We start from the raw sequence: 20,764 nt of genomic DNA, 5'->3' as shown, positions 1-20,764 counted from the left end.
CTCGGCCACCCCGGTACCCACCGTGGGCAGTGTCATCACGGGCGAAGCCCGGCCAGGGAGTTCAGCAGGCCGGCCAGGCGCTCCGCGTGTTCGTCACTGTTCCCCGCGCCAAGGGTGAGACTGCGGTAAGGGTGCTTCAGCAGGACGTAGCTGTAGGAGTAGCTGCCTCCCTGGCGGGGGTGACCGGGCGCCCAGTCGCTCTCTGCCGTGATCTCGTGGTCCGCCAGTTCCTTGTAAGTCAGGCGCCCTCCTCGTTTGGGCAGGTGGACCGCCGAGTCGGTGAAGACGAGGTAGCCGTTGTGGCTGCGCCACAGAGGGATGGCGTTGTTGAGGAGGGTCCAGCTGTGGCCTCGGTCCCGATAGCCGAGTATCTTCTCGCCGATCACGCCCGGCATGCTCTTCCGTAAATGCGGCAGCGCCGGATCGTCGTCCGGCGGTCCGACCACCAGGCCCAGGGCCAGCGGTGCGCTGCGCAGGACGCGGCAGATCTCCTCCTCGGACGCCGGGGTGATCGTTCCGCCCGCCGCCGTGCCGGGTTGTTGCCGCCGCGGACTGAGCGCGACCGTGACAGGTCTTTTGAGGAAAAGGGATGCCGTCGGCTGCTGGGCCTGTCCCGTGAAGCGCTGCCGGAGATATTCCGCCAGGTCGGGGAGGGAGACGACACCGTCCCGGTCGAGGTCGGCGTCGCCGGTCCTGAGCCCGTCGACAAGTGCGGTGACGTACAAGGAGGTACGGGGCGCACCGACCCTGCGAAACTTTCCCGAAGCTTCCATCGCCAACTGCACTTCGTCGGCGGAGGTCAGTACGGCGAAACCGGAGCCCGCGTCTTGCAAGCGGGCCCCCAGACCCACGGAGCTGGGGCCGCGTGCGGTCAGGACCCGCTTGGCCCGTCCGCTGTAGCAGCAGTCGATACTCAGGACGATCTGTTCCGAGGCGCAGCTTTCCAGGAGTTCGGCGATCAAGCCGACAGAGAATCCGCTGGCCTCGATGTGGTCGCTGCGCGAGTCGCGCAGTACCAGGTAGAGGCGGAACATGTCGTCGAGCCAGCCGTGGCAGGAGAAGTGGACGAACAGGACATCGGTCCGCCTGGCCTCCTTGAGAAGCTTGGACACAGCGAGTTGCGCCTCGGTGGCGGTGGCGTCGAACATCCGTTGCACGCTGTAACCGCCGATGTCCGGGCGGGACAGCACGGTGCTCAGCTCGGCAAGGTCGTGGAAGGGCGCGGCGAGTTCAGCGAAGGAACGGTCCTCGTAGCGGGAACAGCCGATGAGCAGAGCGCGCCGCTCGGTCACGACGAAGCTCCGTGCCCGTCCGGCGGACCGTTCGGCTCGTCTGGTGTGGGATTCAGATTCTCGGGAGCGCGAGTGGGGGCCGTGCCCTCGGTCCGGCTCTGCCGGTCGTCGAGCCAGGACTGGATCAGCCGCTGTTGGTCTTCTGAGGACAGCCCGGTCACCTCCAGTTCCTCTCCGCCCTGGCGCCTGACACGTACGCTCCGTCCGGGCCGCAGCGCCGACCAACTGCCCAGTAACTGGACGCCCTGAAGGATCACGGCTGCTACGGGAGCGAATTCGACCGACAGCCGGAGCACGTCGGCGAGCCCCTCACCGGCTCGAGACCCCGGCGGTGGAGGTTGTCCCGCGTTCTGCCGGGCGGTGGTACCGGACAACCGGTTCAGCTCACGGGTGAGCTGGGCGGACGCCAGCTCCATCGATCGGTCTCCGTCCCCCCTCCCCGGTTCCAGAACCACTTCGAAGCCGATCGCCCCGTTCTCCGCTTCCATGGCCTTCCCCGCCCTTCCGCACGCCGAGACAACTCCTCCCCGCCGGAAGAAGCGACGGGCTCATACCCTGTGACCGCGCTCCCACTCCCGCCGACGGGCCCGCCGCGGCCTGGACGACCGGGAGGGAGACAGCTCCTACTCGACGAACCTCCCGTCGCCCAGGACGATGTGCGGTCGGCTGTTGATCGCGTCCGGCGCCCATTCCAGGATGGCGACCTCGACCGTGATCAGGCTGGCGCCGCTCACGTCCTCTTTCACGTCGTGAACCTCACCGCTGCGCAGGGTGAGACTGCTGAGCGTCGATCCGTCGCGAGCCCTGATGCTGACCTGCGCCACGTATTCGGGCAGCGTGTCACCGTCGAGCCCGACCTTCGCCCTGAGGCCGGTCAGACCGGTGGGGACATTGAAGGAGAGTGGCTTCAGCTCCTTGGCGAAGACACCCAGTGCGAAGACGATGCTCCTGGGGACTGCGGTGTCGCCGAGTACGGCAGGTTTGTCCTGTTCGTTGTTCCCGTACCCCCCGATCGGTTTGACCTCCGTCAGATACCGCACCCGCACGTCGGACCGCGGCTCCGGCGTCGTTCCCGTGGAAGGCCACTGCTCGGACCCCGTCGGCGGTTCGTCGTCCGCGGTGCGCTCCTCCCGGGACGGGCCTTCGGCACCCCCACGCGCCGAAGGCGTACTGCTGGGGGATACCGGCGTGTCGGAATCCCTCGAAGGTTCGGTGCACACGGCGCCGTCCGCGCACAGCTTGCCGTCCCGGCCGGCCTGCTGGTTGTAGGTGTTGGTCTCCCCACAGGCCACCGTCACCGGCAGCAGCAGGCATACGAGAGCGGCGCAGCGGACCGTTCTCCCCCAGACACGCCAGGCCGACGTCCAGGTCATCATCACTCCCTCATCTACGGACAACCGGGGCTCCCACTGCTCCGTGGACCCCGCCGAGCGCTCCTTCGAAGGAGATCCGCAGCATCCCGACGCCCGAGATGTCAAAACCGGTCAGGGCGTAGCTCCTGCCGCGCTCCAGCGTCCCCGTGTGGAGAACCTGCCCTGTGCCCTGGTTGATCACGTTCAGTTTCAGCGCCCGTGTCCCGTCGTCGTCCCGGGAGTCGGCGGCGATTCCGAACGTCGCGTCGAGCTTGGTGTACCGGTCGGCGAGCTTCATCTGGAACCAGCCGTTCTCGTGTTCCCCGCACGCGAGCGTGCACTTGATGACGAAGCCGGTGCCGAAGGATTTATCGCCGACGACCACATCGTCGACGTTCCAGTCTGTGCAGATGCCTGTCCAACAGCCGTCCGCCGAGTCCTGCAAGCCACTCGGAAGGTTTCCGCCGGACAACGCGACCCGCACCGGGGCTGCTTCGCCCGAGACGGAACCGGTGGCGTTCTCCTGGCCGGTGCCCCCGTTCGAGCCGTCGCCGTTCGCACCGTCACCGCCCTCCGCCACCATCCGCATGCCGATGTCCCAACGCCGCCTAGCACGAGGCCTGTACGCAGACGGTGCCGTCCCCTCCGGTCTTCTGGTCCACAGTGGTGGAGTCCGACTTCATGAGGCCGGTGATGACTGCGGCGGCAATCACCGCCAGTGCGCCCAGGACGCCGACGATAATCTTGACTTTGTGGTCATCCGTCCAGGCCATTTGACCAACCTTCCTATGGCAAAGGGAGATTGATGGTGACACAGACCGACAGTGAGCACTGCGGAATATCAGATGCCGGTGGGTGCCGTGGCAGCCTCGTTACAGAGCTGCCGTAAACGTGCCACGCCCACAGGCTCCCCGCTGGACCTTGGTGCGGGCCTCACGCCGCAACGCATCCGCGATCAGACGTTCGGCGGTCGCTGCTTCGCCCGGCCGGCCATGGGCGATCCCCGTACCCACAATCAGCTTCGTCTCGTCGTAGTACGTCACCCAGGGTGGATCGGGGTCGCTCGCCCGACAGAAGCGACGCGGCCGGCCTCGACTCGTGGTCGGCCGCGTTCGACCGGAAGGAGAACAGACGTTGCCCGGGTCACCCCCTGAACTGCCGCTCGTGGTGCTCGACGCGCTCATGCCCACGTCCCAGCGCCTGGTCCTGGACCACCGGGGCTCCACGGTGTGGGAGGTGGAAAGCCATCGAGGCCACTACGCCGTGAAAGTCGGCCACCCGATCGAGGCCACGGAGGAATGGGCCGCCCAGCCCTGGACCGCCCTCGCGCCCGCACGTGAAGGGGCCGTTCTGCTGCGCCTCGGCCTGGTCGACCTCGCGTACGGCGAATGGGAACGCGGTACCTGGAACGTCCAGCCGTGGCACGAGGGTCCGGACCTGTACCGGCTCTGGGAGCCCTGCCGTGGACCGGACTCCTCCGTCGCGCCGCACACGGGCGTGGCGTCGGGCTGCGTCGAGGCGCTGGCCGAACTCCACGCCAAGGGCTGGGCACACGGTGACGTACAGCCCGCCCACTTCATCATCGGCCCGGAACGAACGCACCTCATCGACCTCGCCCTTGCCCGGGGCGGCCACGTGCCCGAGGGGTACGACTTCCCGTTCCGCGGCTGCCTCGTCCACTACGAAGCACCGGAGATCGCACGCAGCGTGCTCGACACCGGAGAAGCCGAGCCCACGCCGGAAGCCGACGTGTACGCGCTCGGCGCCTCCCTGCTCATCTCCGCCACCGGCTGGCGTGCAATGGAGTACCCGGACGACGCACCCCGCTCGGTACAGAGAGAGGCCGTGGCGAACGGTCGGCGCCGGCCCGTGAAGGCGCCCGGTGAGCTGGGCGAGTTGATCGACGCGATGCTCAGCCATGCGCCGCGGGACCGGCCCACCGTCCACGAGGTGGGCAAGGCTCTGATGAGCTGACTTCCGAAGCGCAGGTTCGTCACCGGGGAGAACAGATCATGACCCCGCCCGTACCGGTGACCGTTCTCCCAGGCCCCGGTCGTCCGGCCGTTAGGGTGCCGCTCATGTTCTTCCGCTGGGAATGGCTTCGGCCGGTGTTGACCGCGCCGATCGTGCCGACACTCGGCCCCGTCCACCCGCACGTCCTCACCGTCGACCTCTTCGAGGACACGCTGCGAGCGGCGGTCACCGGCCGGTCCTTTCTCCCCTACGACAAGGACCGGCGCTGGAGCGGCGAGAAGGACGAGACGGTCCTTCGCCACGGCGTGGTGCACCGGCCCGACCGCACGCTCGTCCCCACGCTGAGCCGACGCGGGCGCGGCGTCGTCAAGATGTTCGCCTATGGGCATCACGACGGTGTCGTGGACGAAGCCGCCGGTCTGGCCGCGCAGCTCGCCGCCGTGCACGGCGCGGCCGACGCGAGGGTCGTGCGTCCGCTCGGTCCCGAGACCGGGTCCCCGCGCGGCACCCGCGTCCAGCTCCAGGACTTCGCCGCCCGCGCGTGCCCCGACCCCGGCGGCCCGGTGCGCCCCGTCGCCGCATGGCCGGCCGCCGTGCGGGAGACGTTCGCCTCGTTCGCCACGGCCATGGCGGCCGACGGCCTGGCCTTCCTGCACCGCCGGATGCGGGAAGGCCGGTGCGGGCCGGTCCTCGCCGCTGCCGTCGAGGACCGCATCGTGGGTGCGATCGGTCCCCTGGAGGTACGCCCCGACGCGATCGGATGCCCCCAGCTCCTGCCCCAGTACTTCGGCGTCCTGCCCGAGGCCCGGGGACAGGGCCTGGGCCGCGTCCTCTGGCGGGCCGCGATGCACTGGGGCCAGTCCCGCGGCGCCGCCTACCAGCTCCTCCAGACCGAGGTCGGCGGCCCTTCGGATCTGCTGTGCCGGTCGGAGGGACTGGCCTCCCTCGGCTTCAGTCGTACGACACGGGTGTAGCCGCCGGGGCCCGGCCGGCGTCCCGGATCGCTCCGTCGTCACTCGCCCATGGGGCACACTGGACGTTTGGCCGTGCGGAAAGGATGTGCGTACGACGTGAACGGACCGCTGATCGTGCAGTCGGACAAGACCCTGCTGCTGGAGGTCGACCACGAGCGGGCCGACGACTGCCGTCGGGCCATCGCGCCGTTCGCCGAGCTGGAGCGGGCGCCGGAGCACATCCACACCTACCGGGTGACGCCGCTGGGGCTGTGGAACGCGCGGGCCGCCGGGCACGACGCGGAGCAGGTGGTGGACGCGCTCGTCGAGTACAGCCGCTATCCGGTGCCGCACGCGCTGCTCGTCGACATCGCGGAGACGATGGACCGCTACGGCCGGCTGACGCTGTCCAAGCATCCGGCGCACGGGCTGGTCCTGACGACCACCGACCGGCCGGTCCTCGAGGAGATCCTGCGCTCGAAGCGGGTCGCTCCGCTGGTCGGCGCCCGGATCGACCCGGACACCGTGGCCGTGCACCCCTCCGAGCGCGGGCAGATCAAGCAGACGCTGCTGAAGCTGGGCTGGCCGGCCGAGGACCTCGCCGGGTACGTGGACGGCGAGGCGCACCCGATCGAGCTGGCCGAGGACGGCTGGGCGCTCCGGCCGTACCAGAAGCAGGCGGTGGAGAACTTCTGGCACGGCGGCAGCGGGGTCGTGGTGCTGCCCTGCGGCGCGGGCAAGACGCTGGTCGGCGCCGGTTCGATGGCCCAGGCGAAGTCGACCACGCTGATCCTCGTCACCAACACGGTCTCGGCCCGGCAGTGGAAGCACGAGCTGGTGAAGCGGACCTCGCTCACCGAGGACGAGATCGGCGAGTACAGCGGTACGAAGAAGGAGATCCGCCCGGTCACCATCGCCACCTACCAGGTGCTGACGACCAGACGGAAGGGCGTCTACCCGCACCTGGAGCTGTTCGACTCCCGGGACTGGGGGCTGATCGTCTACGACGAGGTGCATCTGCTGCCAGCCCCGGTCTTCAAGTTCACCGCCGACCTCCAGGCCCGGCGGCGGCTCGGCCTGACGGCGACGCTGGTGCGGGAGGACGGCCGTGAGTCCGACGTCTTCTCCCTGATCGGGCCCAAGCGGTTCGACGCGCCGTGGAAGGAGATCGAGGCGCAGGGGTACATCGCGCCCGCCGACTGCGTCGAGGTCCGGGTCAACCTCACCGACTCCGAGCGGCTGGCGTACGCGACCGCCGAGGCGGAGGAGAAGTACCGCTTCTGTGCGACGACGGCGACGAAGCGGAAGGTGACGGAGGCGATCGTGCGGCGGTTCGCCGGGCAGCAGATCCTCGTCATCGGGCAGTACATCGACCAGCTCGACGAACTCGGCGAGCATCTGAACGCGCCCGTGATCAAGGGCGAGACGTCCAACGCGCAGCGCGAGCGGCTCTTCGACGCCTTCCGGGAGGGCGAGATCAGCGTGCTGGTGGTGTCGAAGGTCGCGAACTTCTCCATCGACCTGCCGGAGGCGACGGTCGCCGTCCAGGTCTCGGGCACCTTCGGCTCCCGCCAGGAGGAGGCACAGCGCCTCGGCCGGGTGCTGCGGCCCAAGGCGGACGGCCACCAGGCCCACTTCTACTCGGTGGTCGCCCGCGACACCATCGACCAGGACTTCGCGGCCCACCGCCAGCGCTTCCTGGCCGAGCAGGGGTACGCGTACCGGATCATGGACGCGGACGAGCTGCTGGCGGAGGAGAGCTGAGCGACCGGCTCGCTCACGGCGCCGGAAGCGTGAAGACCAGGAGCAGGACGAGCAGGGGCGGGACCAGGGAGACGGCGGCCACCCATATCCGGGTGACCGACCAGCGGCGGGTCCAGGGCAGCGCCCAGGCGGTGATCCAGGCGGCGTGGGTGAGGAAGCCGCCGAAGAACAGGGTGCCGTAGATCAGGTTCAGGGACGTCGTCAGGGCCTCCGAACAGCCCTCGGAGCCGCAGCCGTCGGTCGCCATCGCGGAGAATCCGCCGAAGATCACCGCCGTCGGCGCCAGCAGGGCCAGCAGCACCGTCGCGACCGTCGGGGCGATCCACGCCATCGGGTCGCGGTGGTCGCGCGGGGCGACGGGCACGGGCGCCATCGCGTAGGGGGCGAAGTAGGCCGGGTGGAGCGGCTGGGCCGGCCGCGGGGGCCGGCCGGCGACGTGCTGCTGTGGGCTCATACGACCAGTGAAGCCGCGAGGGCCCGCCGCCCGCACCGGTGCGGATACTCAGTCGGGCGCGTGTACATACTCAGCGGCGGCGGACGCCCGCCTCCTCGCCGTACTCGCCGAGGATGATCACGTCGAAGGCGGCGCCCGCGAAGACTCTGATCGCGCGCAGGGCGTCACCGAGGGGGTGCCGGTGGGCGTGGGTGAGGGGTGTCGCACCGGACGGGCGACCGGGGGCCGGGGTGATGGTCGCTGCACTCATGTCTCCATGGTGCGCGCACGGGCATAAAGGGGGCATCGGTCGAAGGTCCCCACTTGGCGTACTACCTGGGTACGGCCGTGGGGCCGTTCTCCCCTACGGGTCGTAGGGCCCGCCTCTCGGGGTAGCGCGGGGTGCCGGAAAACGCGTTGGCGCGCTTCCCGCCGCTCACCTAGAATCTCCGCTCTTGCCCGCCTCCCGTCGGAGTGCCGTCGTCCGGACGGAAACCGGACGGCATCGCCGTAGCCCAGACGGCATCGCCGTAGCCCAGCCCGTTCCCAGCCCGGCCCGGAGGCACCCCCTTGTCCACGCCGTCCACGTCCACGCCCCTCGACGACGATCCCCTCGGCCGGGAGCGCGCCCACCTCGCCTCCTCCCGGGCCGCCCTGCGGGCCATGCGGGAGGACGTCGAGTCGCTCGACATCAGCGACGTCACGGCGAACTGGGTCAACGCGCAGATCCTGGGCCGCCAGATCGAGGACCGTATCCGGGCGCTCGCCGACCTCAGCGACACCCCGCTGTTCTTCGGCCGGCTCGACTATCTGCACGCGCCCGGCGCCGAGCGGGCCGAGGGCGCGGAGGGGGAGCGCCCGGGGCCGGAGGCCGCTGATCAGAAGCTGTACATCGGGCGCCGGCATGTGCACGACGCGGACGGCGACCCCATGGTCATCGACTGGCGTGCTCCCGTCTCGCAGCCGTTCTACCGGGCCTCGAAGAAGGACCCGATGGACGTCGGACTGCGGCGCCGCTTCGGCTACACCGGCGGTGACCTGACCGCGTACGAGGACGAGCATCTCTCCGACCCGGAGGAGAGCGCCCGCACCAGCCGGCTGCTCCAGCAGGAGATCGAGCGGCCGCGTGTCGGCCCGATGCGGGACATCGTCGCGACGATCCAGCCGGAGCAGGACGAGATCGTCCGTTCCGGGCTGGGCGGGACCGTGTGCGTGCAGGGCGGGCCCGGCACCGGGAAGACGGCGGTCGGCCTGCACCGGGTCGCCTATCTGCTGTACGCGCACCGGGAGCGGCTGGCCCGTACCGGCACGCTGGTCATCGGGCCGAACCGGTCCTTCCTGCACTACATCGAGCAGGTGCTGCCCGCGCTGGGCGAGCTGTCGGTGCGGCAGGCGACGGTCGACGACCTGGTGGCCCATGTGGAGGTGCGGGGCACGGACGACGCGGACGCGGCGGTCGTGAAGGGCGACGCGCGGATGGCGGAGGTGGTCCGGCGGGCCGTCTACGCGCACGTCACGATGCCCACCGAGCCGGTCGTGGTGGTGCGCGGCTCCCGGCGGTGGCGGGTGCCGGCGTACGAACTGGAGGAGATGGTCCGCGAGCTGCTCGACCGGGACATCCGGTACGGCGCCGCCCGGGAGGCGCTGCCGCAGCGGATCGCGCACGCGGTGCTGGTGCAGATGGAACGTTCCGGTGAGGCGCCGGACGACCGGGTGCAGGACGCGGTCGCGCGCAACAGCGCGGTGAAGGCGGCGGTGAAGGCGGTCTGGCCGCCGGTCGATCCGGCGAAGCTGGTGCTGCGGCTGCTCACGGACGCGGAGTTCCTCGCCGAGCACGCGGCAGGGGTCCTCACCGAGGAGGAGCAGAAGACGATCCGGTGGGCGAAGCCGGTGCGGTCGGTGAAGTCGGCGCGCTGGTCGGCCGCGGACGCGGTGCTGATCGACGAGGCGACGGACGTCGTCGAGCGCACGCCCTCGCTGGGTCATGTCGTCCTGGACGAGGCGCAGGACCTCTCCCCCATGCAGTACCGGGCCGTGGGCCGCCGCTGCACCACCGGCAGCGCGACGGTCCTCGGCGACCTGGCGCAGGGCACCACGCCGTGGGCGACGCGCGGGTGGGCGGAGGCGCTGGGCCATCTCGGCAAGCCGGACGCGGTGATCGAGGAGCTGACGGCCGGTTTCCGCGTCCCGACGGACGTCATCACGTACGCCTCCCGTCTGCTGCCCCACATCGCGCCCGGTCTCACCCCGGTCGCCTCGGTCCGGGAGAACCCGGGCTTCTTCGAGCTGCGGCCGGTCTCGGACCCCGCCGAGGTCGTCGCCGCCTGCGAGGAGCTGCTGCGCCACGAGGGGTCGACCGGGCTGATCGCGGCCGACACACGGATCCCGCTCCTCGCCGAGGCGCTCGCGGCGGCGGGCGTCACCGCGCTCTCCCCCGGCGAGGAGACCACCCACGCCACCCGCCTCACCCTGGTCCCGGCGTCCCTGGCCAAGGGCCTGGAGTACGACTACGTGGTCCTGGACGACCCGCGCGCGATCGTCGACGCCGAACCCGACGAACGCACGGGCCTGCGCCGCCTGTACGTCACCCTGACCCGGGCGGTCTCGGGGCTTACGGTGACCCACGCGTCCCCGTTGCCGGACCAGCTCGGGGTCTGAACGACGGGGCGCCCGGCGCGCTGCCCGAGGAGGCGTCCGGCGCGCTGCCCGCCGGGGGCCACAGGGTGCCCGACAGGTCGAGCCATGACGGCACCCCGTACACCGCACGCACCGGCCCGCCGGAACAACTCGCGTCCGAGGCACGGCACTTGACGGCTCCGCCGACACAACCGCGCGGGCTGCGCGCCACGCCGGTCCGCACGCCCCTCCAGGCGGCCCCGCCGACACAGCCAGAAGCAGCCAGAAGGCTGCCGCTCGGGGGGGCGGCACACTGCGCCACGGGGGCCCGGTGCGCGGAACCACGGGGAACCCCGCGCACCACGTCCCGCGACCCCGCCGAACACCCCGACGGCTGAGCCCCGCCAGGGCGCCCGCGCCCGGTGTCCCGCCCGGCCTGCCGTCCCCCGCGTCGCGTCACGTGGCCGCCCCGTCGGAGGCGTCCCGGCCGGACCCGGCTACGGCGTCGGCGGGGTGTCCAGCGCCGTACGCCATTCCTGTACCGCCGCCGACGAGACCGGGCCCGTCCAGCCGTCCGGGCGGGCCGCGCCGCCGATGTGGAAGGCGGTGATGCCCGCCGTGCGGAGGGTGGGGACGTGGGCGAGGTGGAGGCCGCCGCCGACGAGGAGCTGCTGCTCGTAGCCCTGTTCGCCGGTGCGGGCCGCCTCGGCGAGGAGGGTCGGGAGGCCCTCGTCGACGCCGGCCGCCGCGCCGGCGGTCAGGTAGGTGTCGAGGCCGGGCAGGCCGTCCACCTGCTTGCGCAGGGTGTCGCGGTCGGCGGCGTGGTCCAGGGCCCGGTGGAAGGTCCAGGGGCGGCCGTCCAGTGCGGCGACGATCCGCTCCAGCGCGGCCAGGTCGGGCCCGCCGTCGGCGTCGAGGAAGCCGAGCACGAACTCCTCGGCCCCGGCCGACCGCAGATCACGCGCGGCGCGCGCGAGCCGGTCGACGTCCCCCGCCGCGAACCCGTCCGCCAGCCGCAGCATCACCCGCAGCGGGATCCCGACGGCGGCCCTGATCGAGGCGAAGACCTCGACGGGCGGGGTGAGTCCGTCCGCGGCCATGTCGGTGACCAGCTCCAGCCGGTCCGCGCCTCCCGCCTGCGCGGCGACGGCGTCCTCGGCGTCGAGGGCGATCACCTCCAGAAGTGCACGCTCGCTCATGGAACCCCATTCATCGACGTCGGCTACGGCATCGGACACCCGCACGATAGGTCTACACCAATTCAAGGGTATCCCCGTCCGCGCGACAATGAGGCCATGGCCGATCCAGACGCGCTGCGCGCCCGTTTCGCAGACACCCTCCAGGCAGCCCGCGACCACCGCGAGGGCCCCGACCCGGCGCTCTACGCCGACCGTCTCCTGACCCGCTGGCAGGAGCCGCAGCGCCACTACCACACGCTCACCCACCTCACCGCGGTCCTCGACCACGTGGACACGCTGGAGGCGTACGCCACCGACCCGGCCGCCGTCCGCCTCGCCGCCTGGTTCCACGACGCCGTGTACCTGCCCGACCGCTCCGAGAACGAGGAACGCTCCGCCCGGCTCGCCGAGCGCGCCCTGCCGGAGGCCGGCGTCCCCGACGCCCGCACCGCCGAGGTCGCCCGGCTGGTCCGGCTCACCGTCACCCACGACCCGGCCGACGACGACCGCGACGGCCAGGTGCTGTGCGACGCCGACCTCGCGATCCTCGCCGCGCCGCCGTCCGCGTACGCCGCCTACACCGCGGCCGTGCGCGAGGAGTACCACTTCGTGCCGAACGACGCCTTCCGCGCCGGCCGTTCCGCGATCCTGCGCCAACTCCTGGACCTGCCACGGCTGTTCCACACCCCGTACGGCGCCGCCGAGTGGGAGCCGACGGCCCGCTACAACCTGCGCGGCGAACTGGAGCTGCTGGACTCCTGATCCGGGACCCGGCCGCCGCCCTTGCGCCGCCGCAGCCCCGCCGCGTGCAGCAGCCGCACCACGTCACGGCTGCCGACCTCCACCGCGCCCGCGGCGACCAGATCGGCGTACCGGTGGGAGGGGATGTCGTAGTGGTCCCGCTCGAAGGCGCGCCGGGGCACGCCCGACTCCTCGGCGAACGCGTGCAGTTCGTCGTAGGAGACGTCGCTGACCAGGTGGGACCACATGCGCCCGTGCCCCGGCCAGTTCGGCGGGTCGATGTAGACCGTCACGACGGGGACGATCCGCCGAGGGCCGCGCCCAGCGCGCCCACCGCCGCGACCTTCACGCCCGCCTGGTGGCACACCCAGTGCGGATCGGGGCCCAGCTCCGGCTCCACGTCCAGCGCGTGCGGGTCGCCCGAGCCGCACACCGGGCACAGCGGCCAGCGCCCGTACCGCTCCAGCAGCGCGTCCTGCACGTCCTGCGCGACCAGCCCGGCCACATAGGGCATGCCGTCCGGCCACTGCTCCGCCCACCAGCGCCGCTGCACCACCGAGTCCTCGACCATGGACACCACGTCCGGCGCGGCGACCTGGTGCGCGGCCAGATCGGCCAGGACGAGGGCGCGCGCGGCGTGCAGCGTCCGCTCCAGGGGGCTCGGCAGGTCGGCGGAGGGATCCATGTCCCCATTGTGCGCGGTCTCGACCGCTCCTCGAAGAACGAAGGCGAAACGAAGGCGAAGGAAGGCGAAGGAAATACATTTCAGGAATGACCTCCCTCACCCCCTCCGACGCCCCCGACGGTCTCCGCGCCGAGCTGGACTCCCTGCCCACCGAGGCGTTCCGGCCGGACCTCGCCGAGATCGACCGGATGTCCACCCTCGACATCGCCCGGCTGATGAACGGCGAGGACAGCGCCGTACCCGCCGCCGTCGCGACCCAGCTCCCCCGGATCGCCGCCGTGATCGACGCCGTCGCCGAACGGATGGCCCGGGGCGGCCGGCTGGTCTACGCCGGGGCCGGGACGGCAGGGCGGCTCGGGGTGCTCGACGCGTCCGAGTGCCCGCCGACCTTCAACACCGCGCCCGGACAGGTCATCGGGGTCCTCGCGGGCGGCCCCGCCGCGCTGGTGACGTCGGTGGAGGGCGCGGAGGACTCCCGGGAGCTGGCCGCCGAGGACCTGGGCGCGCTCCGGCTGACCCCCGACGACACGGTGATCGGCGTCTCCGCCTCGGGCCGCACCCCGTACGCGATCGGCGCCGTGGAGCACGCGCGGGCCCGGGGCGCGCTGACCGTCGGGCTGGCCTGCAACCCGGACAGCGCGCTGGCGGCGGCCGCCGAGCACCGTGTCGAGGTGGTGGTCGGCCCCGAGCTGCTCACCGGCTCCACCCGGCTGAAGGCGGGCACGGCCCAGAAGCTGGTGCTCAACATGATCTCGACGATCACGATGATCCGGCTGGGCAAGACGTACGGGAACCTGATGGTCGACGTCCGCGCCTCCAACGAGAAGCTGCGCGCCCGCTCCCGGCGGATCGTCGCCCTGGCCACGGGCGCGCCGGACGCGGAGATCGAGGCGGCGCTCACGGCCACCGGCGGCGAGGTGAAGGACGCCGTCCTGGTGCTGCTGGCCGGGGTGGACGGCCCGTCCGCCGCCCGCCTTCTGGAGGAGTCCGGCGGCCATCTGCGCGCCGCGCTCGGCGCGTCGGGCGGCTGACCCGCACGCGCCGGGGGCCCGACCCGCACGCTCGGAAGGTGCCTATCGACGCCTCCACCACCGCCAGCGCGATCCTGCCGCTCGTCGGCGGCCCCGCGAACGTCACGTCCGTCACCCACTGCATGACCCGGCTGCGGCTGGCCCTGGCCGATCCCGGCCGGGTGGACGACGCCGCGCTGCGGGCCCTGCCCGGCGTGCTCGGCCTCGTCCGGTCCGACGGCACCTGCCAGGTGGTGCTGGGCCCGGGGGTGGTCACCCGGGTGACGGCCGAGTTCGAACGTCTGGTGGCCACGGCCCCGCCCGTCGGCGCCCCCGCTCGTGGGGGGCCGCTGAAGGCGGTGCTACGACGCCTCGCCGGGGTGTTCGTCCCGCTGATCCCGGCGCTGATCGGCTGCGGGATCCTGGCCGGGCTGAACGGCCTGCTGGTCAACGCCGGGCTGCTGCCGGGCCTCACCCCCGCCCTGGCCGCCGTCGCCGCCGCGTTCATGGCGCTGATCGCGGTGTTCGTCGGCTACAACACGGCGAAGGAGTTCGGCGGGACGCCGGTGCTGGGCGGCGCGGTCGCGGCGATCGTCGTCTACCCCGGGGTGGCGAAGGTGACGGCCTTCGGGGTGACGCTCTCCCCGGGCCAGGGCGGGGTGCTGGGCGCGCTGGGCGCCGCGCTCCTCGCCACGTGGGTCGAGAAGACGTGCCGGGGCCGGGTCCCGGACGCGCTGGACGTGCTGCTGACCCCGGCGGTGACGGTCCTCGTCGCGGGCCTGGGCACGCTGTACGGGATCATGTGGGCGGCCGGCGCGGTGTCCTCGGCGATCGGCGCGGCGGCGAACTGGCTGCTGGCGACGACCGGCGCCTTCGCCGGGCTGGTCCTGGGCGGGCTGTTCCTGCCGCTGGTGATGCTCGGCCTGCACCAGGCCCTCATCCCCATCCACACCACCCTCATCGACCAGCAGGGCTACACCGTCCTGCTGCCGGTGCTGGCGATGGCGGGCGCGGGGCAGGTCGGCGCGGCGGTGGCGGTGTACGTCCGGCTGCGGCACGACGCACCGCTCGGCGCCTCGCTGCGGACGACGATCCGCTCGGCCCTCCCGGCGGGCCTGCTGGGCGTCGGCGAGCCGCTCATCTACGGCGTCTCGCTCCCCCTCGGCCGACCCTTCCTCACCGCCTGCGCGGGCGGCGCGGCGGGCGGGGCGTTCGTGGGCTTCTTCGCGATGCTCGGCGACCGCGTCGGCGCGACGGCGATCGGCCCGTCGGGCTGGGCCCTCTTCCCCCTCCTCTCCGGCAACCGCGGCCTGGCCACCACCACAGCGATCTACGCGGGCGGCCTGGCCACGTCCTACGCGATCGGCTTCGCAGCGACGTACGCCTTCGGCGGGGTGAGGGAGGCGGTGGCGGCGCGCGGGGTGCCTGCGGCGGGGTGAGAACGGTGATCGCGGCGCGTACGGCGCCTGCGGCGGGGTGAGGACGGGCGGCTGCGGCCCGCACGGCGTCCGGTTCCTGAGGCGGTTTCCCCGGCCTCTCCACTCCCGGCCCGACGGAACCACATCTGCCGACCGTGGGCGCCCGAGGGCGCTGCCGCGGTCCCGCCGGGGTCCCATGGACCGGCGACTGACGAGCGGGGCGGGTCGATCGGACGCGAGACGCCCCGGCGGCGGCGGGTTGCTGGGGCTGCCCCTGCAACCCGCCGCCCCCGGATCATCGGCGCCTCCCCGGTCGCGGCGCCGCCCCCTACCCTTGGTGTCATGAACCACGCCCAGCTCGCCGCCCTGGGCCGTGCCCTCCGGCTGCTCGGGGAGCACGGTGACGCCCTGACCTCCGACACCACCGACGCCCGGCTGCACGAGTTCAGGACCGATCTGCGGCGCGCCCTGGAGCTGCTGGACGAGAGCGTCGGCACCGCCGCCCCCACCACCCGCTGCGCCGAGCACCCGAACGGCCCCGTGGACGAGGCCGCCCCCGACCTGTGCCTGCTCTGCGAGACACGCCGCCGCGCGGCCCGCCGAGCCGAGTTCAACGGCCCCGCGCCGCAGCCCGCGCACGCCCAGACCGCCCCCTCCCGGTACGGCACCAGCGCCGACCGCCCGCAGCCCCAGCAGCGCTGGCTGCCGGAACTGTGGAACGGCCAGGAGTGGCAGCTCTGCGGAACCCCGCGCCGCGACCGCCGCGAGGCCGAGCTGTACCTCGCCGCCCTCCGCCGCGGCTCGCGCCCCGCGATGGCCTACCGCCTGGTGCACGAGTTCACCGACTACGAGGTACTCCGCATCTGGGGCGAGCCCCGCCGCGTGGACATCGAGCCGCTCGGCAACCTGTAGGACCGTTTCCTGCGCCTCAAGGCAGCCTCCCCTCCCTGTTCAGGCGCCGCACCCTCGCCCTGAGCACCTCCCCCGGGGGCGCCTCCCGCAGGGACTCCGGTGGGCAGTCCCACTCGCGGCCGCCGCCGACGGGGCGCAACTGGACGTAACCGCCCTCGTTCCCCATCACCTCGCCGATCCGCCCGTCCCGCACGTCCACCGCGTACGGGCGCCGCGCCGGCTCACGGCCGTCGGTCGTCACCGGCCGCCTCCCGCAGTACGCCGGCCAGCCGCGCCGCGACCAGCGGGTGACACCGGCCGAGGTCCACCAGGGGGAAGGGCTGCGCCCCCGCCCAGGTCACGGGGTCCACCCGCAGCGACGGCAGGACGACACCGACGCCGCGCAACGCCTCGCGCAGGCGTTCCACCGCCTCCTCCGTGGACCCGATCCGCTCACCGACCGCTCTCTCGACCACGCCGATCCCTCCACGCTGAGTTCCGCTTTCACCACACAGCGTGGCGACGACAGCTCTAACCTGGCCAGATACGGCGCCCCAACAACGGTGGTTGTGCGACGAGGAGTTGCTGCCATGCCCGGACCGAAGGACCTCGACCCGTCGTCGTCCCCCCGCGCCCTGCTCGGCGCCGAACTCCGCCACGCCCGCGAGAAATCCGGCCTCAGTCAAGAAGCTTTGGGGCAGAGGTTGTTCGTGAGCGGTTCGTTCATCGGCCAACTGGAGGCGGGCACGCGACGCCTCCAGACCGACATGGCCTCGAAGGTCGACGAGCTGCTGAACACGGACGGCTTCTTCGAGCGGAACTGCACGGCCGCCGACAAGTCCCGGTACCCGAACCACTTCACGGAAGCCGTCGAGGCGGAGTCCATGGCGCAGACGATCAGGCAGTACGTGCCGTCGCTGATCCCGGGCCTGTTGCAGACACGCGCCTACGCGCAGGCCGTGTTCCGCGCCTACCAGCCGACGGCGTCGGACGACGAGATCGAGAACCTGGTCGAGGCCCGCCTGTCCCGGGCCCGGCTCATCGCCGATCCAACACCCCCCTTGTTGTGGTGGGTTCTGGACGAGGCGGCGCTGCGCCGCGTCGTGGGCTCCCCCCGGACCATGGCAGAGAACCTGCACCGGATCGCCGCGCTGATCCGCGGACACCGGATCATCGCTCAGGTACTCCCCTTCCGGGTGGGAACCATCGGGGCGCTGGGCGGCGGCATCAAGCTGATGACCTTCACGGACGCCCCACCCCTCGCCTACCTCGACGGGATCGGCATCGGCCAGTTGATCGACGATCCGGCCACCGTCGCGCGATGCGAGCTGAGTTACGATCTCCTCAGAGCCAGCGCGCTCTCTCCGCAGGAATCCCTGGCCTTGATCGAATCAGCCGCAGAGGATTACGCCCATGAAGCGGAACAGCCTTGAGCACAGCCTGAAGCAGGCCACCTGGCGCAAGTCCAGCTACAGCGGCGGCGGGGGCGGGAACTGCCTGGAAGTCGCCACCTGGCGCAAATCCACCTACAGCGGCGGCGATGGCGCCGACTGCCTCGAAGTCGCCGACGGACACGCCCCCTTCACCCCCGTCCGCGACTCCAAAACCCCCCTCGGCCCGAAACTCGTGTTCCGGGCCGAGGCGTGGTCCGCGTTCGTCGAGGGCCTCAAGAAGGGCTGACGTGAGGCCGCGTCACCCCGTGGCGAGCTTCCCCATGCCGTACACCGACGTGTACGCCAGCGAGCTGTAGTGCATCTTGCCCGTGCCGTCGGCGCCGGAGAGGATGCCCCGCGCCGTCGCCCCCGTCGCGCTGCTGGCGACCGCCCCGCCGCTGTCGCCGGGCTTCGCCGCGAACGTCGCCGCGGACTGCCCGTACACCACGCACCCGCAGGTGTCGCTGCGGCGGCTCGCGTTCGTGGACGTGATCTTGCCGCAGGTCGGGGTCGCCGAGTTCCGGCCGAAGAGGCACGAGCTGGACCCGACGGATCCGAGCGCCTGGTTCTTGACGACCCGGGCCTTGCTCGAATTGTTCTGGTAGAGCCACGGCTTCGCGTTGCTTGCGATCTTGATGAACCGCATGTCCGCGTGCGTGCCGCTCTTGAGGGCGTTGTCACCCGTCAACGTCCCGTACGCCGCACCGGACTTGACCGTGCCGCTGTTACGGCCCCAGTCGCAGTGGCCCGCGGTCACGGCACCCCAGGTGCTGCCCTTCTTGACGACCCACCCGACGGTGCAGCCGCCGCCGCTGGGCATGGTGATGCCGACGCCGCCGCGCCGGGGCGAGTCACAGACGGTGCGGGAGGTGCACGCCAGGTCGTCGGCGCCCTTGCTCGCGGTGATGTGCGTGGGAACGCCCAGCGTGCCGAGGGCCTCCCGTACGGCCGCCGGGTCGGTGCCCGGTGTCAGGGCGACATTGAGCCGGTTGGCCTGGACGTCCTCCTCGACGGAGGCGACGGACGCCGTGTCCGGGGTGGCGTCGTCCCACTCCCACACCGCCTTCATGGCGTCGGTGAGTTCCTGGGACGAGCGCTGGACGACCCGGAACTCGACGTCGGCGGCGGAGCTGCCCGCCGAGACGGCCTTGTCCGTGAGATCGTCCCGGGCGTCCTTGGCGGGCAGCGCGTCGGCGAACTGGACGACGAGGCGCCCGCCGTGCTCGGTGTCGAGGAACTGCCCGGCGAAGTTCTTCTCCTCGCCGAACTTCTGCACCACCGGCTCGACGGCGGCGGTGAGCGCGTCGCGGCGCTGCATCTCCGCGGTCTCGGCGGCCGTTCCGATGAAGCCCCACTCGTTGACGAGCGACGCCGCGTCCGCGTCCGTGGACACAGACGCAGACGCAGACGCGGGCACGGCGGAAGCGGGGCCGGTCCGCATGACCGAGGCCGGCGCGACGGCGCCGGCCTCGAAGCCGAACTCGCGGCGCAGCCGCTCCGATTCGGCGATGACATCCGCGTCCGCGGTGTCCGCCCGCCCCACCGCGGCGAGGTCCGCCGCACCGGTCGGTGCGGGCACCGCCGTCGCGGGATGGGCCACCGGTATGAGCATTCCGGCCGCCGCCAGGGCAGGCAGCACGACGGATCTGATCCTCATTCGAATTCCCCCATTGAAGTGTCAACTTCCTTGCGCCGACGGGTGCTTACGTGGTCAGCGTGAGCACCGGCGTGGTCAGCGCCTGGAGTGAACAGTAGGGTTTTCGAACAAATGAATCAAGGCGGTTCAGCTCAGCGTGCGCAGCGCCGCCGCGTCGTACGGGGCCAGTTCGTCCAGGCGGCCCGCGAGGACCTTCGCGGCCCACTCCGGGTCCTGGAGCAGCGCGCGGCCGACGGCGACGAGGTCGAACTCGTCGGCCTCCAGGCGGTCCAGGAGGTCGTCCAGGCCGCGCGTGCCGGAGCCCTCGCCGACGAACGCCCGCAGGAACTCGCCGTCGAGGCCGACCGAGCCGACGCTGATGACCGGCTTGCCGGTGAGCTTCTTGGTCCAGCCCGCGAGGTTGAGGTCGGAGCCGTCGAACTCCGGGACCCAGTAGCGGCGCGTGGAGGCGTGGAAGGCGTCGACACCGGCGGCGGCGAGCGGGCTCAGGATGGCCTCCAGCTCCTCCGGGGTCTCGGCGAGCCGGGCGTCGTACGCCTCCTGCTTCCACTGGGAGTAGCGGAAGAGGACGGGGAACTCGGGCGAGACCGTCTCGCGGACGGCGGCCACGATCTCGGCGGCGAACTTGGTGCGGGCGACCGCGTCACCGCCGTAGGCGTCGGTGCGCCGGTTGGTGCCGGCCCACAGGAACTGGTCGACGAGGTAGCCGTGCGCGCCGTGGATCTCGACGCCGTCGAAGCCGATGCGCTCGGCGGCGGCCGCGGCCTCGGCGAACGCGCCGATGACGTCGTCCAGATCGCGCTGGGTCATGACCCGGCCGGTGCCCTCGGTGCCGTCCACCCGGATGCCGGAGGGGCCGACCGCGGGCGCGTCCGCGAACGGCGGCTCGCCCTGCTTGCGCACCATGCCGATGTGCCAGAGCTGCGGCACGATCGTGCCGCCCGCCGCGTGGACGTCCTCGGCGACCTTCGCCCAGCCCGCGAGCTGCTCCTCACCGTGGAACCGGGGCACCCGGTCGCTCTGCCCGGCGGAGTCGTGCCCGACGTAGGTGCCCTCGGTGACGATCAGACCGACCCCGGCGGCGGCGCGGCGGGAGTAGTACGACGCCACGTCCGCGCCGGGGATGCCGCCCGGGGAGAACATGCGCGTCATCGGCGCCATCGCGATGCGGTTCGGGACGGTCAGGCCGTTGATCGACACCGGCCGGGACAGGATCTCGGCGGCGCGCGTGGTGCTGGGCTGGGTGACGCTCACGTGGGGGCTCCTCGTAACGGTTGACCAGGTGGTATGTGCACATGCATCAAGTGCTGCGTACGTCAACCAGCACGGCGGGCGGAGCATTCCGGCTCCGCCCGCCGCACTTCCTG

The 20,764-nt window shown here is 72.0% G+C and carries 24 protein-coding genes; 10 read left to right on the top strand and 14 right to left on the bottom strand.

The genetic code is table 11. The features are described 5' to 3' along the window. Positions 1-35: 35 nt before the first annotated feature. The 5 genes from G6W55_RS03750 to G6W55_RS03730 form a co-directional block, all read right to left on the bottom strand. Entirely contained in the window at positions 36-1,292 is a 1,257-nt protein-coding gene (locus G6W55_RS03750) for a caspase domain-containing protein (protein WP_175519324.1), read from the bottom strand. Further along, positions 1,289-1,780: a hypothetical protein gene (locus G6W55_RS03745; RefSeq protein WP_175519323.1), complete on the bottom strand. Its 492-nt coding sequence runs from the start codon at positions 1,778-1,780 to the stop codon at positions 1,289-1,291. The genes G6W55_RS03750 and G6W55_RS03745 overlap by 4 nt, the downstream gene beginning before the upstream one ends. Before the next feature lie 135 nt (positions 1,781-1,915). Further along, positions 1,916-2,665, bottom strand: a complete 750-nt coding sequence (locus G6W55_RS03740) for a hypothetical protein (RefSeq protein WP_175519322.1) — start codon at positions 2,663-2,665, stop codon at positions 1,916-1,918. A gap of 10 nt (positions 2,666-2,675) precedes the next feature. Further along, positions 2,676-3,233 (bottom strand): hypothetical protein, encoded by a 558-nt coding sequence (locus tag G6W55_RS03735; protein ID WP_175519321.1) that lies wholly within the window; start codon positions 3,231-3,233, stop codon positions 2,676-2,678. A 19-nt stretch (positions 3,234-3,252) separates the two neighbouring features. Continuing rightward, positions 3,253-3,417, bottom strand: coding sequence for a hypothetical protein (locus G6W55_RS03730; RefSeq protein WP_175519320.1), 165 nt, complete (start codon positions 3,415-3,417; stop codon positions 3,253-3,255). 361 nt (positions 3,418-3,778) lie between these two features. Between G6W55_RS03730 and G6W55_RS03725 the strand changes: the two genes are divergently transcribed. From G6W55_RS03725 to G6W55_RS03715, 3 genes are all read left to right on the top strand, one after another. Next, complete coding sequence (locus G6W55_RS03725; RefSeq protein ID WP_175519319.1) at positions 3,779-4,618, top strand: protein kinase; 840 nt, start codon at positions 3,779-3,781, stop codon at positions 4,616-4,618. 104 nt (positions 4,619-4,722) lie between these two features. Next, positions 4,723-5,592: a GNAT family N-acetyltransferase gene (locus G6W55_RS03720; protein ID WP_175519318.1), complete on the top strand. Its 870-nt coding sequence runs from the start codon at positions 4,723-4,725 to the stop codon at positions 5,590-5,592. Between the two features lie 96 nt (positions 5,593-5,688). After that, positions 5,689-7,335, top strand: coding sequence for a DNA repair helicase XPB (locus G6W55_RS03715; protein ID WP_030785434.1), 1,647 nt, complete (start codon positions 5,689-5,691; stop codon positions 7,333-7,335). A 13-nt stretch (positions 7,336-7,348) separates the two neighbouring features. On the opposite strand, the gene G6W55_RS03710 is transcribed toward G6W55_RS03715, so the two are convergent. Both G6W55_RS03710 and G6W55_RS03705 read right to left on the bottom strand, forming a co-directional pair. After that, positions 7,349-7,789 carry a hypothetical protein gene (locus G6W55_RS03710; protein WP_244367930.1) on the bottom strand — a complete coding sequence of 147 codons (441 nt, stop codon included), beginning with the start codon at positions 7,787-7,789 and terminating at the stop codon, positions 7,349-7,351. A gap of 70 nt (positions 7,790-7,859) precedes the next feature. Next, on the bottom strand, positions 7,860-8,039 hold the full coding sequence (locus tag G6W55_RS03705) for a hypothetical protein (RefSeq protein WP_030785439.1): 180 nt from the start codon (positions 8,037-8,039) through the stop codon (positions 7,860-7,862). 299 nt (positions 8,040-8,338) lie between these two features. On the opposite strand from G6W55_RS03705, the gene G6W55_RS03700 reads away from it, so the two are divergent. Then, positions 8,339-10,426, top strand: a complete 2,088-nt coding sequence (locus G6W55_RS03700; RefSeq protein WP_175519317.1) for a UvrD-helicase domain-containing protein — start codon at positions 8,339-8,341, stop codon at positions 10,424-10,426. A 455-nt stretch (positions 10,427-10,881) separates the two neighbouring features. On the opposite strand, the gene G6W55_RS03695 is transcribed toward G6W55_RS03700, so the two are convergent. Further along, the gene (locus G6W55_RS03695) at positions 10,882-11,583 is read right to left on the bottom strand and encodes a copper homeostasis protein CutC (protein WP_175519316.1); all 702 of its coding nucleotides are present in this window, start codon (positions 11,581-11,583) and stop codon (positions 10,882-10,884) included. Positions 11,584-11,679: 96 nt separating this feature from the next. Here G6W55_RS03695 and G6W55_RS03690 point away from each other — a divergent pair, with 96 nt between their 5' ends. Further along, the gene (locus tag G6W55_RS03690) at positions 11,680-12,324 is read left to right on the top strand and encodes a hypothetical protein (RefSeq protein WP_175519315.1); all 645 of its coding nucleotides are present in this window, start codon (positions 11,680-11,682) and stop codon (positions 12,322-12,324) included. Here G6W55_RS03690 and G6W55_RS03685 read toward each other — a convergent pair. Both G6W55_RS03685 and G6W55_RS03680 read right to left on the bottom strand, forming a co-directional pair. Next, positions 12,285-12,596, bottom strand: coding sequence for a DUF4031 domain-containing protein (locus G6W55_RS03685; protein ID WP_175519314.1), 312 nt, complete (start codon positions 12,594-12,596; stop codon positions 12,285-12,287). The genes G6W55_RS03690 and G6W55_RS03685 overlap by 40 nt on opposite strands. Next, positions 12,593-12,988: a hypothetical protein gene (locus G6W55_RS03680; protein WP_175519313.1), complete on the bottom strand. Its 396-nt coding sequence runs from the start codon at positions 12,986-12,988 to the stop codon at positions 12,593-12,595. The genes G6W55_RS03685 and G6W55_RS03680 overlap by 4 nt, the downstream gene beginning before the upstream one ends. A gap of 86 nt (positions 12,989-13,074) precedes the next feature. Between G6W55_RS03680 and murQ the strand changes: the two genes are divergently transcribed. The 3 genes from murQ (at position 13,075) to G6W55_RS03665 (ending at position 16,328) form a co-directional block, all read left to right on the top strand. Next, a complete protein-coding gene (murQ, locus tag G6W55_RS03675; RefSeq protein ID WP_175519312.1) occupies positions 13,075-14,019 on the top strand; it encodes an N-acetylmuramic acid 6-phosphate etherase in 945 nt (314 codons plus the stop codon). Between the two features lie 38 nt (positions 14,020-14,057). Beyond that, on the top strand, positions 14,058-15,437 hold the full coding sequence (locus G6W55_RS03670; RefSeq protein ID WP_175519311.1) for a PTS transporter subunit EIIC: 1,380 nt from the start codon (positions 14,058-14,060) through the stop codon (positions 15,435-15,437). 321 nt (positions 15,438-15,758) lie between these two features. Beyond that, a complete protein-coding gene (locus G6W55_RS03665; RefSeq protein ID WP_175519310.1) occupies positions 15,759-16,328 on the top strand; it encodes a hypothetical protein in 570 nt (189 codons plus the stop codon). A gap of 16 nt (positions 16,329-16,344) precedes the next feature. On the opposite strand, the gene G6W55_RS03660 is transcribed toward G6W55_RS03665, so the two are convergent. Further along, positions 16,345-16,569, bottom strand: coding sequence for a hypothetical protein (locus G6W55_RS03660; protein ID WP_175519192.1), 225 nt, complete (start codon positions 16,567-16,569; stop codon positions 16,345-16,347). After that, complete coding sequence (locus G6W55_RS03655) at positions 16,550-16,783, bottom strand: hypothetical protein (RefSeq protein WP_254876126.1); 234 nt, start codon at positions 16,781-16,783, stop codon at positions 16,550-16,552. Before G6W55_RS03655 ends, G6W55_RS03660 begins: the two co-directional genes overlap by 20 nt. Positions 16,784-16,897: 114 nt before the next feature. Here G6W55_RS03655 and G6W55_RS03650 point away from each other — a divergent pair, with 114 nt between their 5' ends. Together G6W55_RS03650 and G6W55_RS03645 are read left to right on the top strand one after the other, a co-directional pair. Then, positions 16,898-17,740, top strand: a complete 843-nt coding sequence (locus G6W55_RS03650) for a helix-turn-helix transcriptional regulator (protein ID WP_175519309.1) — start codon at positions 16,898-16,900, stop codon at positions 17,738-17,740. Next, on the top strand, positions 17,721-17,987 hold the full coding sequence (locus G6W55_RS03645) for a DUF397 domain-containing protein (protein WP_175519308.1): 267 nt from the start codon (positions 17,721-17,723) through the stop codon (positions 17,985-17,987). The genes G6W55_RS03650 and G6W55_RS03645 overlap by 20 nt, the downstream gene beginning before the upstream one ends. Before the next feature lie 12 nt (positions 17,988-17,999). Here the strand turns inward: G6W55_RS03645 and G6W55_RS03640 are convergent, their stop codons facing one another. Next, positions 18,000-19,397, bottom strand: coding sequence for a S1 family peptidase (locus tag G6W55_RS03640; RefSeq protein ID WP_175519307.1), 1,398 nt, complete (start codon positions 19,395-19,397; stop codon positions 18,000-18,002). A gap of 126 nt (positions 19,398-19,523) precedes the next feature. After that, positions 19,524-20,651 carry an NADH:flavin oxidoreductase gene (locus tag G6W55_RS03635; RefSeq protein WP_309243621.1) on the bottom strand — a complete coding sequence of 376 codons (1,128 nt, stop codon included), beginning with the start codon at positions 20,649-20,651 and terminating at the stop codon, positions 19,524-19,526. Positions 20,652-20,764: the final 113 nt, after the last annotated feature.

Origin of the sequence: Streptomyces sp. CAI-85 (assembly GCF_013363615.1) — a bacterium.
GTDB lineage: Bacteria > Actinomycetota > Actinomycetes > Streptomycetales > Streptomycetaceae > Streptomyces > Streptomyces antibioticus_B.
Note: the sequence above shows the minus strand (reverse complement) of the source record. Positions and strands in the feature narration are given on the sequence as shown.

What these genes read in the sequence shown, in the direction of transcription:
- G6W55_RS03690 (WP_175519315.1), top strand. Translation starts at nt 11,680, where the DNA reads ATGGCCGATCCAGACGCGCTGCGCGCCCGTTTCGCAGACACCCTCCAG.
- G6W55_RS03645 (WP_175519308.1), top strand. Translation starts at nt 17,721, where the DNA reads ATGAAGCGGAACAGCCTTGAGCACAGCCTGAAGCAGGCCACCTGGCGC.
- G6W55_RS03710 (WP_244367930.1), bottom strand. Translation starts at nt 7,789, where the DNA reads ATGAGCCCACAGCAGCACGTCGCCGGCCGGCCCCCGCGGCCGGCCCAG.
- G6W55_RS03745 (WP_175519323.1), bottom strand. Translation starts at nt 1,780, where the DNA reads ATGGAAGCGGAGAACGGGGCGATCGGCTTCGAAGTGGTTCTGGAACCG.
- G6W55_RS03640 (WP_175519307.1), bottom strand. Translation starts at nt 19,397, where the DNA reads ATGAGGATCAGATCCGTCGTGCTGCCTGCCCTGGCGGCGGCCGGAATG.
- G6W55_RS03735 (WP_175519321.1), bottom strand. Translation starts at nt 3,233, where the DNA reads ATGCGGATGGTGGCGGAGGGCGGTGACGGTGCGAACGGCGACGGCTCG.
- G6W55_RS03730 (WP_175519320.1), bottom strand. Translation starts at nt 3,417, where the DNA reads ATGGCCTGGACGGATGACCACAAAGTCAAGATTATCGTCGGCGTCCTG.
- G6W55_RS03650 (WP_175519309.1), top strand. Translation starts at nt 16,898, where the DNA reads ATGCCCGGACCGAAGGACCTCGACCCGTCGTCGTCCCCCCGCGCCCTG.
- murQ (WP_175519312.1), top strand. Translation starts at nt 13,075, where the DNA reads ATGACCTCCCTCACCCCCTCCGACGCCCCCGACGGTCTCCGCGCCGAG.
- G6W55_RS03680 (WP_175519313.1), bottom strand. Translation starts at nt 12,988, where the DNA reads ATGGATCCCTCCGCCGACCTGCCGAGCCCCCTGGAGCGGACGCTGCAC.
- G6W55_RS03705 (WP_030785439.1), bottom strand. Translation starts at nt 8,039, where the DNA reads ATGAGTGCAGCGACCATCACCCCGGCCCCCGGTCGCCCGTCCGGTGCG.
- G6W55_RS03695 (WP_175519316.1), bottom strand. Translation starts at nt 11,583, where the DNA reads ATGAGCGAGCGTGCACTTCTGGAGGTGATCGCCCTCGACGCCGAGGAC.
- G6W55_RS03720 (WP_175519318.1), top strand. Translation starts at nt 4,723, where the DNA reads ATGTTCTTCCGCTGGGAATGGCTTCGGCCGGTGTTGACCGCGCCGATC.
- G6W55_RS03740 (WP_175519322.1), bottom strand. Translation starts at nt 2,665, where the DNA reads ATGACCTGGACGTCGGCCTGGCGTGTCTGGGGGAGAACGGTCCGCTGC.
- G6W55_RS03665 (WP_175519310.1), top strand. Translation starts at nt 15,759, where the DNA reads ATGAACCACGCCCAGCTCGCCGCCCTGGGCCGTGCCCTCCGGCTGCTC.